14 protein-coding genes are annotated in these 16786 nt (G+C 46.1%); 5 read left to right on the top strand and 9 right to left on the bottom strand.

Features of this window, described 5'->3' with window-relative positions; all coding sequences use genetic code 11:
- Positions 1 to 694: MFS transporter (locus B2899_RS11120; RefSeq protein WP_286885804.1), on the bottom strand; the 694-nt coding region annotated here is incomplete at its 3' end.
- Positions 695 to 1385: 691 nt separating this feature from the next.
- Between B2899_RS11120 and B2899_RS11115 the strand changes: the two genes are divergently transcribed.
- Together B2899_RS11115 and B2899_RS11110 are read left to right on the top strand one after the other, a co-directional pair.
- Complete coding sequence (locus B2899_RS11115; protein ID WP_146809762.1) at positions 1386 to 2078, top strand: response regulator transcription factor; 693 nt, start codon at positions 1386 to 1388, stop codon at positions 2076 to 2078.
- Positions 2056 to 4281 carry a sensor histidine kinase gene (locus B2899_RS11110; protein WP_286885802.1) on the top strand — a complete coding sequence of 742 codons (2226 nt, stop codon included), beginning with the start codon at positions 2056 to 2058 and terminating at the stop codon, positions 4279 to 4281. Before B2899_RS11115 ends, B2899_RS11110 begins: the two co-directional genes overlap by 23 nt.
- 105 nt (positions 4282 to 4386) lie before the next feature.
- Here B2899_RS11110 and gdhA read toward each other — a convergent pair whose 3' ends face one another.
- On the bottom strand, positions 4387 to 5769 hold the full coding sequence (gene gdhA / locus B2899_RS11105) for an NADP-specific glutamate dehydrogenase (protein ID WP_146809764.1): 1383 nt from the start codon (positions 5767 to 5769) through the stop codon (positions 4387 to 4389).
- 208 nt (positions 5770 to 5977) lie between these two features.
- On the opposite strand from gdhA, the gene B2899_RS11100 reads away from it, so the two are divergent.
- A complete protein-coding gene (locus tag B2899_RS11100) occupies positions 5978 to 6883 on the top strand; it encodes a LysR family transcriptional regulator (RefSeq protein ID WP_146809765.1) in 906 nt (301 codons plus the stop codon).
- A 111-nt stretch (positions 6884 to 6994) separates the two neighbouring features.
- On the opposite strand, the gene B2899_RS11095 is transcribed toward B2899_RS11100, so the two are convergent.
- The gene (locus tag B2899_RS11095; protein ID WP_146809766.1) at positions 6995 to 7174 is read right to left on the bottom strand and encodes a small acid-soluble spore protein H; all 180 of its coding nucleotides are present in this window, start codon (positions 7172 to 7174) and stop codon (positions 6995 to 6997) included.
- Between the two features lie 172 nt (positions 7175 to 7346).
- Here B2899_RS11095 and B2899_RS11090 point away from each other — a divergent pair, with 172 nt between their 5' ends.
- Positions 7347 to 7604, top strand: coding sequence for a hypothetical protein (locus tag B2899_RS11090; RefSeq protein WP_146809767.1), 258 nt, complete (start codon positions 7347 to 7349; stop codon positions 7602 to 7604).
- A gap of 121 nt (positions 7605 to 7725) precedes the next feature.
- Here B2899_RS11090 and odhB read toward each other — a convergent pair whose 3' ends face one another.
- The 3 genes from odhB to B2899_RS11075 form a co-directional block, all read right to left on the bottom strand.
- The gene (odhB, locus tag B2899_RS11085; RefSeq protein WP_286885798.1) at positions 7726 to 9072 is read right to left on the bottom strand and encodes a 2-oxoglutarate dehydrogenase complex dihydrolipoyllysine-residue succinyltransferase; all 1347 of its coding nucleotides are present in this window, start codon (positions 9070 to 9072) and stop codon (positions 7726 to 7728) included.
- On the bottom strand, positions 9065 to 11926 hold the full coding sequence (locus tag B2899_RS11080; RefSeq protein WP_414631771.1) for a 2-oxoglutarate dehydrogenase E1 component: 2862 nt from the start codon (positions 11924 to 11926) through the stop codon (positions 9065 to 9067). Before B2899_RS11080 ends, odhB begins: the two co-directional genes overlap by 8 nt.
- A 158-nt stretch (positions 11927 to 12084) precedes the next feature.
- Positions 12085 to 12765, bottom strand: coding sequence for an SIMPL domain-containing protein (locus B2899_RS11075; protein WP_286885795.1), 681 nt, complete (start codon positions 12763 to 12765; stop codon positions 12085 to 12087).
- A gap of 211 nt (positions 12766 to 12976) precedes the next feature.
- Between B2899_RS11075 and hrpB the strand changes: the two genes are divergently transcribed.
- Positions 12977 to 15490 carry an ATP-dependent helicase HrpB gene (hrpB, locus tag B2899_RS11070; RefSeq protein ID WP_286885812.1) on the top strand — a complete coding sequence of 838 codons (2514 nt, stop codon included), beginning with the start codon at positions 12977 to 12979 and terminating at the stop codon, positions 15488 to 15490.
- 75 nt (positions 15491 to 15565) lie between these two features.
- On the opposite strand, the gene B2899_RS11065 is transcribed toward hrpB, so the two are convergent.
- Genes B2899_RS11065 through B2899_RS11055 form a run of 3 tightly spaced genes read right to left on the bottom strand, consistent with a single transcriptional unit; the run spans position 15566 to position 16410 of the window.
- On the bottom strand, positions 15566 to 15952 hold the full coding sequence (locus B2899_RS11065; RefSeq protein WP_286885792.1) for a hypothetical protein: 387 nt from the start codon (positions 15950 to 15952) through the stop codon (positions 15566 to 15568).
- Between the two features lie 57 nt (positions 15953 to 16009).
- The gene (locus tag B2899_RS11060) at positions 16010 to 16234 is read right to left on the bottom strand and encodes a hypothetical protein (protein ID WP_286885790.1); all 225 of its coding nucleotides are present in this window, start codon (positions 16232 to 16234) and stop codon (positions 16010 to 16012) included.
- Positions 16231 to 16410, bottom strand: coding sequence for a hypothetical protein (locus B2899_RS11055; protein ID WP_286885788.1), 180 nt, complete (start codon positions 16408 to 16410; stop codon positions 16231 to 16233). Before B2899_RS11055 ends, B2899_RS11060 begins: the two co-directional genes overlap by 4 nt.
- Positions 16411 to 16786 lie beyond the last annotated feature (376 nt).

The following is a 16786-nucleotide window of genomic DNA, read 5'->3' as shown; positions in this document are numbered from 1 at the left end:
TGGCTAACCCTGCCGCCATAAAACATAGACCGAGAAGCTTTAATTCTTTTTTTGCCATAACATAACGAATCCCACTTTTCATCTCTTCTAGTAAAGACGCCGTTTTCTTTTCATCATCCATCGTATGATCAGCAGGAATAAATGATAACATCGCTGCTGAAAGAAGGAAGGCAACTCCGGTAATTCCAAGGGACACATCAATTCCAAACTGCTGGAAAATAAATGTGCCAAGTACTGGACCTAACACCATAAAGATCGCAAATATCGTTTGATAAATGGACATAGCTGATTGAATCAGTTCTGGATTCAAATGCATTTTAAATAACTTCATTCCGGATGGCTGTGAGAATTGCGATAAAATCGATGAAATCAGCGTGGCAAAAAAGATGATTTTCCATGAGCCAAACACAAGAGTTAATAATACCGCAAAGATAGAGAGGGCACTTAAAATATCACACCAAACCATCGTTTTCTTCGGCTGCCAGCGATCAGCAAATGTCCCACCGATAAACGAAAAAACAAAGATTGGAGCAAATTCAGCTACCGAGATCATGGAAACAGCAAAAGCATTTCCATTCGTTTTTTCCATAACGAACAAAAGAACAGCAAAATTCCGAACCCAAATTCCTACTTGAAGGAACAAGGCTGAAAGGAAAATGGCCTGAACAAATCGATTTTTCAATAATTGTGACATAACATTCCTCTTTTCTATTTCAAGGTAGTAAATATTAAATAAACATCCGTTATAAGGTAAATGACCCTAATACTTACAAAAAGCTACATATTCTCTAACAGACAACAAAAGACCTCCCATCCGTCATTTTTGGATAGGAGGTCGTCAAGAACCATGGAAAAAGACATAGTAAACCTGGTACTATAGCTACGATCATCTTTTTCTAAAAAAGTATAGACTAATCCTATTCAAAAATGACTTCGCAATTATAACGAATGTGCTTTTGAAATAGGATTAGAAGATCATCGCCCCATGGTCACCCTTTCGTGTAATAATGTAATTATATTACACTGTTTTTTCCTTTTTTACAAGCATTTAGATGGATGGGCGAATCGTATATCTCCGATTACTTTTTGTATTGGTCCTCAATTTTTAACCGTTCCTACCGCTACGAAGAACCATATCATAAATAGATAAATAAATGTTTTATGGGTTGAAAAGTCTTATCATTAATAAGGCTTTTTTCTTTTGTAAAAGTAAAGTTTTTGTCTGAGGAGGAGCGTCACACAATAGTATGTCCTTAAGAAAGAAAGACGATAAACTTAAGAAAGTCTTAAGGATTACCTTAATTAAATGTTAAGAACTACATCTTACAATGTAGAAAGTCCCGGGAGTTGACCATGATATACTTTTGAAAGGAGCGTGAAAAAGGATGAACAATTACACGGTATTAGTTGTCGATGATGAAAAAGAAATCCGGGATGGTATCGAAATCTATTTAAAAAATGAAGGTATGACGGTTATAAAAGCAAAAGACGGCATTGAAGCGATTGAAAAATTGAACGAGCATGTTATTCACCTCATTATTTTAGATATTATGATGCCGCGGCTTGACGGTATCGCAACCACCTTTAAAATACGTGAGGAAAAAAACATTCCAATTATCATTCTGAGTGCAAAAAGCGAGGATATGGACAAAATTCTAGGTCTTCAGGTTGGCGCGGATGACTATGTTACGAAGCCGTTTAATCCGTTAGAGCTTATTGCCCGAGTGAAGTCACAGCTAAGAAGATACGTTACGCTGGGCACGTACGAAGGAATAGAAAAAGTCATTAATCTTAATGGTCTTACATTAGACCAATCGGCAAAAGAGGTAACGGTCGACGGTGAAGTTGTGAAATTAACGCCGACTGAATATAAAATCGTCGAATTGCTTATGACGAATGCCGGACGCGTGTTTTCCATTAACGAAATTTATGAACGGGTATGGAAGGAACCGTGCTTTAACGCTGAAAATACTGTAGCTGTTCACATTCGTAAGATTCGCGAAAAAATTGAAATTAATCCGAAACAACCAAGATATTTAAAGGTGGTATGGGGAATTGGGTACAAAATCGAAAAATAAGATGATATTCGTCATTTGGATTTTGTTATTTACTTTCGGATTAAGCGGTATCATCTCAGGACTATGTAACGGAAAAGACTATATAAAAAAAGATTACTTTCAAACTAAACAGTTTGAAGATCAGCTAAATCAGTTTATTGCTTATTTAAAGATGTTCGAATTAAGTAATATAAATAAAGAAGAAATCAAAAAGAAAATTACCGTCACGGCCGAGGAAATTGAAGAACACCGTTACCGCTATGGAGATTTATCCACACAGGTCTCGAATATAAAAAGCCAATATGAGCATAAAATTCAGGATGCACTGTTAGCAGGAAATAAAGAAGTAGCTGATGCCTATGTTGCTGAAAGAGACAGGAAGATAGAGGATATTACAAACAATTTTAAAAGCGACGAACACGTCCGGGCAAAAGTCGTGAAAGAAAAAGAACAAAAGGTCGACAATTATTTTCGTGAGATAGAAAAGTACCGTTTAGAATCCGAAAGATACAACAAAGATCTTTTTACGTATTATTTAAAGAACACGGCAACGGGAGAAATTTATACGAATGTAAATATCACCAGCGGCGATTCAATCGATACGTTTATAAATAGTAAAACTATGATATTTATTCAAAGCTATCCTTCGCCAAAGTATGGCTATCTTTCAACTGAGGGAGCATACAATTCAATTGTTGAATATGATGATGTGATAACCCCGTTAATAGAAAAGGAAACGGGCAAGTTTGAAGGGCAGATTGCGCTGCCTAAAGCAGCGTCTTCGGCAAGCCCTATTCTGGCAGACTATTATGATTTTGGGCAAAAACAAAAAATCTTCTTGATCTACACCATTAGCGGTATTATTGCTTTTCTGCTGAGTTTTTATTTAAACAAAAAAATACCGGTTATTCAATTTATTCCTACAGGGAAATGGCAGCCTTACTACAACCGTATTCCGATAGACATAGCAGTAATGGGTTTGGCGTTTACGGGACTTCTGACACTTTTTCTTTCCATAGTAGATAATGGTCTGTACCTGCATCAGGATGTATATAGTTATGTTAGAAATACACTCTTCAGTTTAATTGCTACAGCCTTTTTTGTTGCGTTAACATGTATTCAAGGGAGATTTTTGTTAGAGAGAGTAAAAGGACCGGCGAACCTGAAAGTAGATTGGCAGAAGTCCTTACTGTACAGAGCATACCGGGGGATAAAGGAAGCGTTTCTCATCCGGAGTATGGGGGTACAAATATTTGTTCTTTTATCCGTCGTATTTGCTTTTGGCTTTGGTGCGGCAATTGCTCTCATAGAGCCTGAGTTTATCCTTTTTTATGTTCCTTTATTTATTGTGGTATGCGTTCCAGCCTCCATCGTAATCATAAAGCGTACCGGCTATTTTAATCGTATTGTTACCAGCACTGACGAATGCGTGCATGGAAATTTGGAGCCGGATATACCTGTGATAGGGAAATCAGCATTAGCCGTTCTCGCAGCTAATATTAATACATTAAAGCATGGTATCAAAGCATCGCAAAAGGAACAGGCGAAAAGTGAACGATTAAAAACGGAGCTTATTACAAATGTGAGTCATGACTTGCGAACACCGTTAACTTCTATCATTACGTACACAGAGCTTTTGAAGAAATCAGATTTAGCAAACGAAGAGCGTGACGCATACGTTGAGATTATTGACCGTAAGTCTAAACGATTAAAAGTGCTCATTGATGACTTATTTGAAGCATCCAAAATGGCAAGCGGGAACGTTGAGCTTGTAAAAGAAAAAGTAGATCTTGTCCAGCTTTTGCAGCAGGCACTTGCTGAATACAATGAAACAATCGGAGAGTCAACATTGCAATTTCGGGTCACAAACCCTGATACGCCTGTTTATGCTGTTGTCGATGGACAAAAACTGTGGCGGGTGTTTGACAATCTAATCGGAAACATTCTCAAATATTCATTAGAAAACACCAGAGTATATATTTCAGTGAAAAAAGGAAATGACAAAGCGGTAATTACTTTTAAAAATGTTACCAAATACGAGCTTAGCGAAGATATAGATGAGCTGTTTGAACGATTTAAACGTGGGGATACATCCCGTCATACAGAAGGATCAGGACTTGGACTTGCCATTGCTAAATCGATTATAGACCTGCACGAAGGCAATTTAGATATTGAGGTAGATGGTGACTTATTTAAAGTAACCGTTTCATTGAGTACCAGATGAGTGTAACAAAACCAAAAGGGCGCCTGCTTATAGATTTCTATAAGCGAGCGCCCTTAAAGTTAGTGAAAGTTTAGTATATCTTCAACTGAATTTTCCTGCTTTTTATTAAATAACTCCCTGTGCTACCATTGCATCGGCAACTTTAAGGAAGCCTGCGATATTAGCACCGACAACCAGATTTCCCGGATGACCGTATTCTTCCGCAGCTTGCATGCTGTTCTGATAGATGTTTTTCATGATTTGATGTAATTTCGCATCCACTTCTTCAAATGTCCACGACAGTCTTGCGCTGTTCTGCGCCATCTCCAATGCAGAAACCGCTACGCCACCTGCATTGGCGGCTTTTGCCGGACCGAAGAGAACATCGTTATTCAGGAACACATCAATTGCTTCCAATGTAGACGGCATGTTTGCCCCTTCGCCGATGGCTTTGACTCCGTTGGCGACCAGAATTTTTGCCGATGTTTCATCGATTTCGTTTTGCGTCGCGCACGGCAGGGCGATATCGCAGGGGATGGACCAGATTCCTGAGCATCCTTCAAAGTATTGCGCCTGCGGATGTTCCTTCACATATTCACTGATTCTTTTTCTCTCGACTTCTTTCAGTCGTTTTACTGTATCAAGGTTGATGCCATTTTGGTCATAAACATAGCCGTTGGAATCGCTGCAAGCCACGACTTTTGCGCCTAACTGGGTAGCTTTTTCGATAGCATAGATGGAAACATTACCGGAGCCGGATACAACAACCGTACTTCCTTCAAAGCTAAGCCCTTTGTCTTTTAACATTTCCTGTACAAAGTAAACAGTACCATAGCCTGTAGCTTCAGTACGTGTTAAGCTCCCGCCATAGCCAAGGCCTTTCCCTGTTAATACACCGGCTTCATAGCCGCCGCGAATTCTTTTGTATTGTCCGAACAGGAAGCCGATTTCCCGTGCGCCAACCCCGATATCTCCGGCCGGTACGTCGATGTCTGGCCCGATATATTTGTAGAGCTCTGTCATGAAGCTTTGCGTGAAACGCATGATTTCCGCATCGGATTTTCCTTTTGGATCGAAATCGGAGCCGCCTTTGCCTCCTCCGATTGGCTGGCCAGTTAAGGAGTTCTTGAAGATTTGTTCAAAGCCTAAAAATTTAATGATGCTGGCATTTACAGAAGGGTGAAAGCGTAAGCCGCCCTTATAAGGACCGATCGCGCTGTTGAACTGTACACGGAATCCGCGGTTTACCTGTACTTTTCCTTGATCGTCTACCCATGGTACTCTGAAGGTAATCACTCTTTCCGGTTCCACAATTCTTTCAAGTATGCCATGATCTATGTATTTTGGATGTTTTGCAAATACAGGTACGAGAGAATCAAAAATTTCTTTAACCGCCTGATGAAATTCACTTTCATTAGGATTACGCTTCTTCACAGCTTCATACACTTCATTCACATAATCTTTCGCAACTTGTGTTCCCGTTTGTTTAACTTCCTGTAAAGTAGCCATGTTCTCTTCAGTTCTCCCCTTGTTTAAGAATGTATGATACAAAGTTAAAATTTTAGAGATAATCTGACATATATAGACTTACTATGCTTTAATAAATGTTAGATTTTCTTACTATGGTGTATTTTATAATTGAAAAATAATCTAAACAATATGAAAGTTAGATAATAATCATGCCGATATGAGATGATTGGGAAGGAGGATGAAAACATTGGAATTAAGACAGATACAATATTTTATTGAGGTTGCCAGGCGAGAACATGTGACGGAGGCCGCTCTGGCTTTACATGTGGCACAATCCGCTGTAAGCCGGCAGATTTTTAATCTGGAATCGGAGTTGGGTGTTGATCTGTTTATCCGGGAAGGACGGAACGTCAGATTGACGCCGATTGGAAGAATATTTCTGAAGCATATGGAACAAGCAATGAAGGTAATCGATAATGCAAGGCGGGAAGTTGAAGAGTATTTAGACCCGGAGCAAGGTACAATTCGCATTGGATTTCCGAGTAGTCTGGCTGCTTATACGCTGCCTACTGCCATTTCTGCCTTTCGCGAGCGCTATCCTCAAGTTAAATTTCAGCTCAATCAGGGTTCTTACCGTTATTTGATTGATGGGGTGGTGAAAGGGGAAATCGATATGGCGCTGCTTGGTCCGGTGCCTAAGCAGGAAAAAAAGGTGAAAGGGAATATTTTATTTACAGAAAATATTGTTGCATTGCTGCCATCTAGCCACCCTCTTGCGGATAAACCCTCGCTGAAACTGAGCCAATTACGGGATGATTCATTTATCTTGTTTCCCAGGGGGTTTGTTTTACGTGAAATTATAATGAATGCTTGCCAACAGCTTGGCTTTCGGCCCAATGTGTCATTCGAAGGAGAGGATATTGACGCCATTAAAGGATTGGTCTCGGCAGGTCTGGGTGTGGCGCTTATTCCCGAAGTTACATTGATTGACAGCCTACCACGTTCAACAGTAAAGCTACCTGTCATTGAGCCCCAGGTTACCCGTACGGTCGGTGTCATTATTCCCAGTGAACGTCAACTGCTTCCTACAGAGAAGCTCTTCTACGAGTTTCTCAGGGAGTTTTTTACCATATTGGACAGATTTCAAAAGTAAAGGATGTTCTCTTCACTCTTTTTCTTCGCACCGCAAAAGTCAGACGCCCTTTCTGGTGATACGGTTCATTACGCGCGAAACAATTGAGTATAACGTTACGAACAGCTTGATTCAATGCTCTATCAAGCTGTTCAAAGATACCGTTTGTTCATTCCCCGGCTGGTCAAGCGGATAAATTCGGGCCGTTTCATTGTTTTCATCCACATGCTGTATATAGATAGGTACTCCTTGATAAGTAACATTGGCCATAACAGGTGAAGCAGCGATCTCTTTGGCACGTTGTGTGTTCATGTTAACGACCTCCTGTAATTTGTGACAGTTATAGTATGCACCTTAAGCTGTTCGATTATTCAACCTGCGCGCGTGAACGGTTTCTGATTGTGACGGCATAAAATGCGCATAAATTCTCATACTGAAAAGAGTGTCACCGACACGAAAACAAACATGTGAAGGGGGATTCGTGATGGACAACCAATCGTTACAGGATGCGCAGCGATCGTTAAACAATGCATTTCAGGCCGTCGGTCAGCTTGAAGGAACGCCGAATGAGAAACAGGTTATGAATGGGGCACGCAATGCGATGGCTCATGCCCGCCGTGCCATCGAACAAGTGCAGGACAATGGTGATCAGGGCGCCGTAAGCGCAATGGAACAGCAGATGGACCAATTGCAGGCTCGTTTCGAGTCGGCGCAAGACAGCAGCGGCAAGCATATTAATTAACAGCCATCCGAAGACTCGCGGGAAATCCCGCGGGCTTTTTCATTTGCAGGGTTTTATTGAGTTATGTTTAATCAAAAAAGCCTGTCTTTACATCAATCGTAAGGACAGGCCAGGCGAAAATTTAACCCTCTAGCAACAATGCCTCCGGATCTTCCAACAGTTCTTTTACTCTTGCCAGGAAGCTAACCGCTTCTTTTCCGTCGACAATCCGGTGGTCATAGGATAGGGCGATATACATCATCGGCCGGTTTTCCGTCCGTTCTGTATCAATGGCAACAGGCCGAAGCTGAATCTTATGCATGCCCAGAATACCGACCTGAGGAGGATTGAGAATCGGCGTAGATAGCATGGAACCGAAAATTCCTCCGTTCGTGATGGAGAAGGTGCCTCCCTGAAGATCAGACAGGCTCAATTTGTTATCACGAGCCTTTTTTGCCAGATCAGCAATATTCTTTTCCAAATCTGCAAAGCTAAGTCGATCCGCATCACGAACGACGGGCACGACTAATCCTCCCTCGGTGGAAACCGCAATCCCGATATCGTAATATTTCTTAATCAGGATATCTGTGCCCTGAATTTCTGCATTAAGCAGAGGAAAAGCTTTCAAGGCGCCTATAACCGCTTTTGTAAAGAAGGACATAAAGCCAAGCTTCACGTTGTGCTGTTCCACAAACTTCTCCTGACGGCGCTTGCGAACGTCAAGAATGGCCGTCATATCGACTTCATTGAATGTCGTCAGCATGGCTGCGGTTTGCTGAGCATAGACCAGTCTCTCGGCGATAGTCTGGCGGCGCCGAGACATCGGCACACGCTCTATCGGCTTGTCTGTGCCGGTTAGCTTTGCACCGGCTCCAACCTGAGGGTTGCGTTCGGCTTGCTTCTGTGCGCCTGCAGGCGCTGGAGCGGCCGGTTTTTCCTGACGTACTTCCGGCTGTGCTTCACCGCTTGCTTTTACGTCATCTACTCTGATCCTTCCGAGAGGGTCCTGGCTTCTCACGGAGTCTATATCAATGCCCCGTTCCCTGGCCAATCTTCGTGCGGCAGGACTCGCCGCACGCGAGCTATGGATTTCTGCCCCTTCTTTATCAGGGGAGCGGGCCGGCTCAACTTCGTCCTGTTCCTCATTAGGCGGTATCGTTGCTTTCTCCAGCGGAGCGTTCTCTTCTTTGGGCGGCTTTGCTTGCTTCTTAGGTGCGGCGGTCTCTTCCTTGGACGGAGCCGTGTCTCCTCCGGCTCCCTGCGCAATCATGGCGATGACTTCACCTACCTCCACCGTATCTCCCGGCTCGCGCAAAATTTTTTCCAGCTTTCCGTCTTCTTCTGCACTAATCTCTATGTTGACTTTATCCGTCTCCAGTTCGGCCAGCACTTCACCCCGGGAAACGGAATCACCTTCCGCTTTTAGCCATTTTACAATCGTTCCTTCTGTTATTGACTCTGCCAGTTCCGGTACCTTTACTTCACTCATGAGTGTGCCCCCCTGCCATGACAGTATTGGATTTCGTAAGAAGTAGAGCTTCTTCCATGATTTTTTGCTGTTCCATCTTGTGCACATCCGGTGAGCCTGTAGACGGGCTTGAGCGGTAAGGTCGGCCGACGTAGCGTACGGGCACCCGGGCCAGTTCCCTGAGCCGCGGCTCTATATACGACCAGGACCCCATGTTTTTCGGCTCCTCCTGTACCCAGACAATTTCCTTCAGGCGTTTTGAGCGGTCCACAATCTCCTGAAGGGCCTTTCTCGGGAACGGATAGAGCTGCTCTACGCGGACAATATGGATTCTCCCATCGTTTACCTGCCGTGATTCCCATTCCGCCTCCAAATCAATCGCGACTTTTCCCGAACAAAGAATAAGACGTTCGGCTGTCTCTGCATTTTTTTCAAGGCCGGGCTGTTCCATTACCTGTTTAAACGAGCTCTGGCTCAACTCTGTCCACGGTGAAGCAGCGCGCGGATTGCGAAGCAAACTCTTGGGCGTCATGAGAATTAACGGCCGGGCGTCCTCTTTGCCCGCTTTCGATGCCTGAAAACGTAAAAGATGGAAGTATTGAGCCGCGCTTGTCAGGTTGGCAACGGTCCAGTTTTGTTCGGCCGAAAGTTGCAGGAAACGTTCCAGGCGGGCGCTTGAATGCTCCGGTCCTTGCCCTTCGTACCCGTGGGGCAGAAGGAGAACCAGATTCGAGATCTGCCTCCATTTCGCTTTTCCTGCGGCGATAAATGTGTCGATGATAGGTTGTGCCACGTTGGCAAAATCGCCGAACTGCGCTTCCCAAAGTACCAGCGTATCCTTAGCCAGCACATCATAGCCGTATTCAAAGCCTAATGCCGCTACTTCCGACAGAGGGCTGTTATAGACGGCAAAAGAAGCGCGTGCATCGGGGATGTGCTGCAGAGGAACGAACGATTTTCCGGTTTTAAAATCATGCAGCACAAGGTGGCGTTGGGCGAATGTGCCCCGCTCTGAATCTTGACCGGTGAGCCGAATTGGAATGCCGTCCATCAGAATCGACGCAAAGGCCAGCGTTTCTGCCAGCGCCCAATCGACATAGCCATCCGGCGCCTTTTCTCTGCGCTTCAAAATTTTTTCCAGCTTGGGATAGACGGTGAGATCTTCCGGCCATTCGAGGAGCTGCCGATTCAGTTCAGCGAGTGTATTTGACGGAACGGTCGTTTTTATCCCGAATTCGTCGCCGCTTTCGATGCCCTGCACCAGCTCATCTTCCTGTTTCTCATCGGTTTTCATTTTGTCGTAGGCTTTCTTTAACCGTTCCTGAGTCTCTTGCTTCATTTTCTTTACGGCTTGTTCACTGACGACTTTGTCCTTCTTCAGCATATTGGTGTAGATGGCTGTAATTCTTGGATGCTCAGAGACTCTGGCATAGAGAATAGGCTGAGTAACGGCCGGGTCATCCGTTTCATTATGTCCGTACCGGCGATAGCCAATTAAATCGATTAAAAAGTCCTTCTTGAATTTTTTCCGGTACTGATAGGCGAGAAAGACTGCCTCAAGGCAGGCGATCGGGTCGTCGGCTTTTACGTGCACAACCGGAATTTCGTACCCTTTCGCCAGATCGCTCGCGTATTTTGTAGATCTTGAATCCTCGCTTTCTGTCGTAAATCCGATCTGGTTGTTGGCGATAATGTGAATCGTACCGCCGGTCTGATACCCTTTTAACCGGCTTAAATTAAGTGTTTCCGCGACAACGCCCTCTCCGGGGAAAGCCGCGTCGCCATGAACCAGAATCGTGAACGCTTTGTTGACATCCTGCCTGGGAGCTCCGGCTACCTGCCTGTCTTCCTGCGCCGCCCGCGTATAGCCTTCCACGACGGGGTTCACAAACTCCAGGTGGCTTGGATTATTGGCCAGGGTCAGCCGCATACGGGCAGCATTATCGGCTTCTATCTCCCGGTCGGCCCCCAGGTGATATTTGACGTCCCCCGTCCAGCCGTAATTCATTCCGGTTGACCCCTCCGAAGGGAAGAGGTCTTTATTGGGGGAGTGATGAAATTCTGAAAAAATCTTCTCATAAGGCTTACCTAAAACATGAGCAAGGACACTTAAACGTCCACGGTGGGCCATACCAATCAGCACATGGCGCACTCTGTCGTGTGCGCCCTGGCGAACGAGGTCATCAATCATGGGTACAAGCATCTCAAGCCCTTCAATGGAGAATCTTTTTTGGCCTGCAAAAGTACGGTGAAGAAACTCCTCAAACTCCTCGACTTCTATTAGCTTCTTTAAAAGGGAGAGGTGATGGGCGTTCGTAAACTCCCGTTTTGCTTTTCCGGATTCGACTATATGGCTTAGCCATTCTTGCTCTTCGGCGTTGTTGATATGCGTAAATTGGTAGGCGGTCGAGCCTGTGTAGACATCACGAAGATGCATGAGCACATCCCATGCAGTGCGGAGCCGCTCCGGCGCTTTAGACCACACGACCTTTGCGGGAATGGCCTGTAAATCTTCGTCGCTAATGCCATAGGTTGACGGAGCAAGAAGATGCAGATCCAGGTCTTTTTCATTTGCGAACGGGTTGGTTTTTGCGAATAAATGTCCATTCATGCGAATTTGTTGGATTAATTTAACCGCTTTGACCGCTTTTTGCATTATCTCCACATTATCTGCAGCCTGCATGTTTTTCTGCGGAAGGATTTCTCCGCTTTCATACAGCGGCGGTGCTCCCCACTGGTCAAATAACTCCCTCATCTCCTGGTCAACGGATGCGGGATCTTGAAGATATTGCTCGTATAATTGATGCACATATCCCAGATTCGGGCCTTCGAATTCCTGCCACGGCGTGTTGTTTCTCATTTGATTGCGATTCAAGTTGCGGCACCTCCAGCTTTTGTAAGATTGGAAGGAGAGTTAGCCTCATGAAGACCTTTTCCTCAAACATGCTTTATGAAAACATCTTCTACCATCTTTATATAATCTCTCCAGTCTACTCTGCCTATTCATGGGGATGGCACAGGAAGAAGAACTTCTCATACTGTGTAAGAATATTCAGTCCGTATCTCAGCGGAAATCTCTACTTGTCCCGGCTGGACGGGAGTAGCTGCACTCATTGCATAAAGGGAAGTCTGGTAAGGGACAGGTTCCGGTGCACCGGATACTTCTTGAATCCTGTTCGGGATTTGATTCAGTGTGACTCCTAACGTTTTCGCCATGGTAACGGCTTTTTGCTGAGCATTGTTGATGGCCAGCGATAAGGCTTGATTGTAATAGATGTTCGGTTGTGCAACCGTAAATTTGATGGCTGAGACGGAGTTGGCGCCACTATTGACAGCGGTATCAATGACAAGTCCCGTCTGCTCGATTTTATCGATGGTAATTTGAAGCAGATGGGTGACTTTATATCCGCGCAAAATCTGTTTCCCGTCTTCATAGTCGTATTGTATGTCGATTCTATAGTCACTCGTTTTGATGTTCTCCTTTGGAATCCCCAGTCTTAAAATGGAGTTGATTATCTTTGATACGGTTTCCGCATTTTCTTTTTGGGCTGTGCTCACGTCTTTGGATTCCGTGATTGCGCCCAGTACAACAATGGCTCTATCAGGCGTGACAGAAAGCGTTCCTTCTCCTGAGACTTTCATTACGTACTGGTCATTACGGTGAGAGGGAGGAGGCATCGTAGGATATAGGGGAAATGATGGAGTATAATGCATTGGCCAGCCGCCTTTCCTGTAGATGGTTTTTCTATACAATGTACTTATGCTCAGCCTCTAAAATTCTTAGTTTCTGAGTTTATCTACCTCGATATGTGGACTATATAAAACCTCAGGGTAATCAGTGTGTAGGCGACGATCGAATTTAACAGATAGGCCGGGAGAGAATCTGATATAATTCGTTCGAATAGCTGTGATGGGGTGATAGATGATGACACAACTTCCCATTGAAGCGGTACTCCCGGCATTGAAAAACTCGCTTCAGATACATAAAAATGCAGTACTCGTGGCGCCACCGGGGGCAGGGAAGACAACCCGGATTCCGCTCGCTCTTCTGGACGAGCCGTGGCTTGAAGGCAGCCGCATCCTTATGCTTGAGCCCCGCCGTTTGGCCGCCCGGGCTGCTGCACGCTATATGGCGGCATCGCTTGGGGAACAGGTGGGGGAGACGGTAGGATACCGGGTCAGGCTGGATACGAAAGTAGGACCGAAAACGCGCATCGAGGTCATTACCGAAGGAGTGCTTACCCGTCTCCTGCAGGCGGATCCGGCCCTGGAAGATACGGGAATCGTTATCTTCGACGAATTTCATGAACGGAATCTGCACGCGGACCTGGGGCTTGCACTCTGTCTGGAATCTCAATCTGTACTGCGGGAAGATCTGCGGATTTTGGTGATGTCGGCTACGCTGGATGCCGATCCGGTGGCTGCCCTTTTGAATGACGCACCGGTTATCGTGAGCGAAGGACAGGCTTTTCCGGTGGAAACCCGCTACTTGAACCGCCGCGTCGAAGAACGCATGGAAACGGTAGTTGCGCGTACAGTTCAAGAGGCGCTTAAGAATGATGAAGGCGATATTCTGGTCTTTTTGCCGGGCGCAGGTGAAATCCGGCGAACGGAGACGCGACTTGTGGAAGCAGGACTGGGCCGAAATGTACATATTGCTCCCCTTTATGGCAGTCTTTCGAGGGAGGCACAGGATTTAGCTATTTCGCCAAGTCTGCCTGACGAGCGCAAAGTTGTGCTTGCGACATCGATTGCCGAGACAAGTCTTACAGTCGAAGGTGTCCGAATAGTTATCGATAGTGGGTTGATGCGTATTCCGCGCTTCTCGCCCAGAACCGGGATGACGAGCCTTGAAACTGTTCCGGTGTCGCGGGCTTCGGCGGATCAGCGCCGGGGTCGTGCGGGCCGGCAGGGACCGGGGGTGTGCTACCGTCTCTGGACGGAGCAGGAGGACAGACATCTTGCTTTACGCAGCATTCCGGAGATTCTGGAGGCGGATCTTGCGCCGCTTGCGCTCGAATTGGCCGCGTGGGGCGTCTCTGATTCTGGTGAGCTTCTCTGGCTTGATCCGCCTCCTGCTGCCGCGTTTGCGCAGGCGCGTGAGCTTCTCAGTCAGCTCGGTGCCCTAGCGTCAGACGGTACGATTACCCCGCATGGCCGGCGGATGGCAGAACTCGGGCTTCATCCCCGGCTTGCCCACATGGTCCTTCAAGCCGTTCCTCTGAGACTTGGCGGACTGGCTTGCGAACTTGCGGCGCTTCTTTCCGAACGGGATGTTTTACGCAGCGATCGTACAGTCTTAGATGCGGATTTGCGTCTTCGCATCGAAGCGCTCCGCAGCGTAAAAAAGGCAGGACGGACGGAAGCTATGTTGGTTTCAGGTTTTCATGTCGATACGGCCGCCTGCCGCCGGATTCTTTCGGAGGCGGATCGTTGGAGAAGGATGCTGGGAATTTCAGAGGAAGAAGAAGGCGACGCAGACGCCTGCGGTATCCTGCTTGCTTTTGCCTATCCGGACAGGATTGCCCAGAAGAGAACGACAGGCCGCTTCCTTCTGCGGAATGGACGAGGGGCTGCTTTCAGCGAACTGCAGCCGCTTTCGAATGCGCCTTATCTGGTCGCGGCAGAATTGGGGGATCAGGTGCCTGAGAGCCGCATTTTCCTGGCAGCTCCCATAGAGCTTACGGAGTTGGAACAGTATATGGGCGATCAAATTGAGATAGCGTCTGTCATTGAATGGGACGGAACGGCACAGGCTGTACGCGCACGAAAGCGCAAGCGTCTGGGTGCCCTGCTTCTGAAGGATGCGCCGTTTGCAGACCCGGATCCGGAAGAGATACTGGAAGCGCTGCTTCACGGAATTGCACAGGAGGGATTGGAGATACTGCCGTGGACGCGAGCCGCCCGTCAGTTTCGTCAGCGCCTTGCCTTTATGCATAAAATCGAAGCTGAGTGGCCGGACGTCTCCGACTCAGCGCTTGTCTCGACGCTTGAAAATTGGCTTGCTCCTCATCTTTACGGCTTGAAGAGCCGGAGCGATTTGCAGCGTTTGAATTTGACGGGCATATTTGAATCCATGCTTCCATGGGAAAAACGTCAAGTATTGGATGAGTATGCTCCGACACACTTTACGGCTCCCAGCGGTTCACGCATTCCCGTTGATTACAGCGACCCGGATAATCCGGTGCTTGCCGTCAGACTCCAGGAGATGTTCGGACTTAAGGAAACACCGCGCATCGCCCGGGGAAAGGTGCCGCTTACCCTGCATCTGCTGTCGCCGGCACAGCGTCCCGTGCAGGTGACGCAGGATCTGGCCAGCTTCTGGAAGAACGCTTATTTTGAAGTAAAAAAAGATCTAAAGGGACGATACCCGAAGCATTACTGGCCGGATGATCCGCTTAGTGCGACGCCGACAAACCGTACCCGTCCCAAAAAGTAAGAAAAACTCGCGGGCGTTGCCGCTCGTCCTTAAAAAAGTGCCCCGCTTATCGAAAGCGGGGCGTCTGTTTCTTTTTTATCCGAACTGCCGGGAGAGCCATTCAACCATTTTTTCTTTCAACTCTTTATCGATTGGCTGTTTTACCTGGTTTTTATAATCTTTTAGAAGAACACTGAATTCCATTTCTGCATCCGTTTTTCGGAGAATGTGCGTCATATTTTCGATGAGATAGGATTCACACGATCCTTGTACTATACTGCAGATTACTTGAGTGTGTTCGGGGCGTACCTGCACATCTTTTGTTCCGGTGATGGCGAGGACCGGGCAGGCAACGTCCTTCAGGTACTCCCGTACATCATAATGAATATACTCCCAGTTCCATTTGGCGTTTATTTTCTTTCCTTTATAGCGGATAACAGGCTCGTCGGTGTTCGTGATTTTCTGGATTAAGTCATCGTTCATTTTGTCCAGTTTGCCGCTCACATTCAATAAGCGGAGGAGCCAACCCGAGAAGCCTTTTTAATTTTTTATTTCATTTTTCATTTGTTCCCGCTGCCATGCTGTGGTTTCAGCCAGCGGCTCAGCCGTTCCCGCAAACAGGATCATGCCTTGCACAGAAGAGCGCTTGTGGACGGCCGGGGCGATAATGGCGCCTTCACTGTGCCCCAGAAGAATAATTTGCTCATGATGAATGTGCGGATGTGTCTTCGCAAATTCCACTGCGGCAACCGCGTCGTCAATCAAGTCGAACAGTCCCGTTTCATATGGAGCTGTTTTGCATTCCCGTCCCGATCAATATCACCGCTTCCATGCACCATAACGATAGCAGGATATCGCTCTTTGTCTCCCTCAGGAAGCGCCAGTGTGCCTGCGAGAGGATACGTGCCGGAAATGACGATTTCTTGTTCCTGAAAGAACATGATGGTTTTCTCCTTTATGAACGGAAGCAGCAGGTAGCTGCGTACATTCAAAAATTAATTATTATCATTAATTAATAATAAAATTATACAGAAACTGTCAAGAGAAAATTATTATTTGTGTTTTAGAATCCCAAATGGTATAATTCCTACCATTGAGTCAAAAAAGCTGGTAGGGATATGGCATCGTTTTATCCTGTAAATTAAAGAAAAGAATTTTTAACTGCAAATCGTGAATGGAATGAAACGATAATCGTATATACTTAATCTAGGGATAATGGGAGGTATTCCGGAGGAAGGGAATGCGCTCCCCTTTTTTCTGTGAAAATCATGAAGAAAGAAGGAGAAGGAAAGAGGAAATGAGATCCGGGGAAGAAAA

Source organism: Aneurinibacillus sp. UBA3580 (assembly GCF_002375825.1).
GTDB classification, from domain to species: Bacteria; Bacillota; Bacilli; order Aneurinibacillales; family Aneurinibacillaceae; genus Aneurinibacillus; species Aneurinibacillus danicus.
The sequence above is the reverse complement of the archived record's forward strand: the minus strand, read 5'-3'. Positions and strand labels throughout refer to the sequence as shown.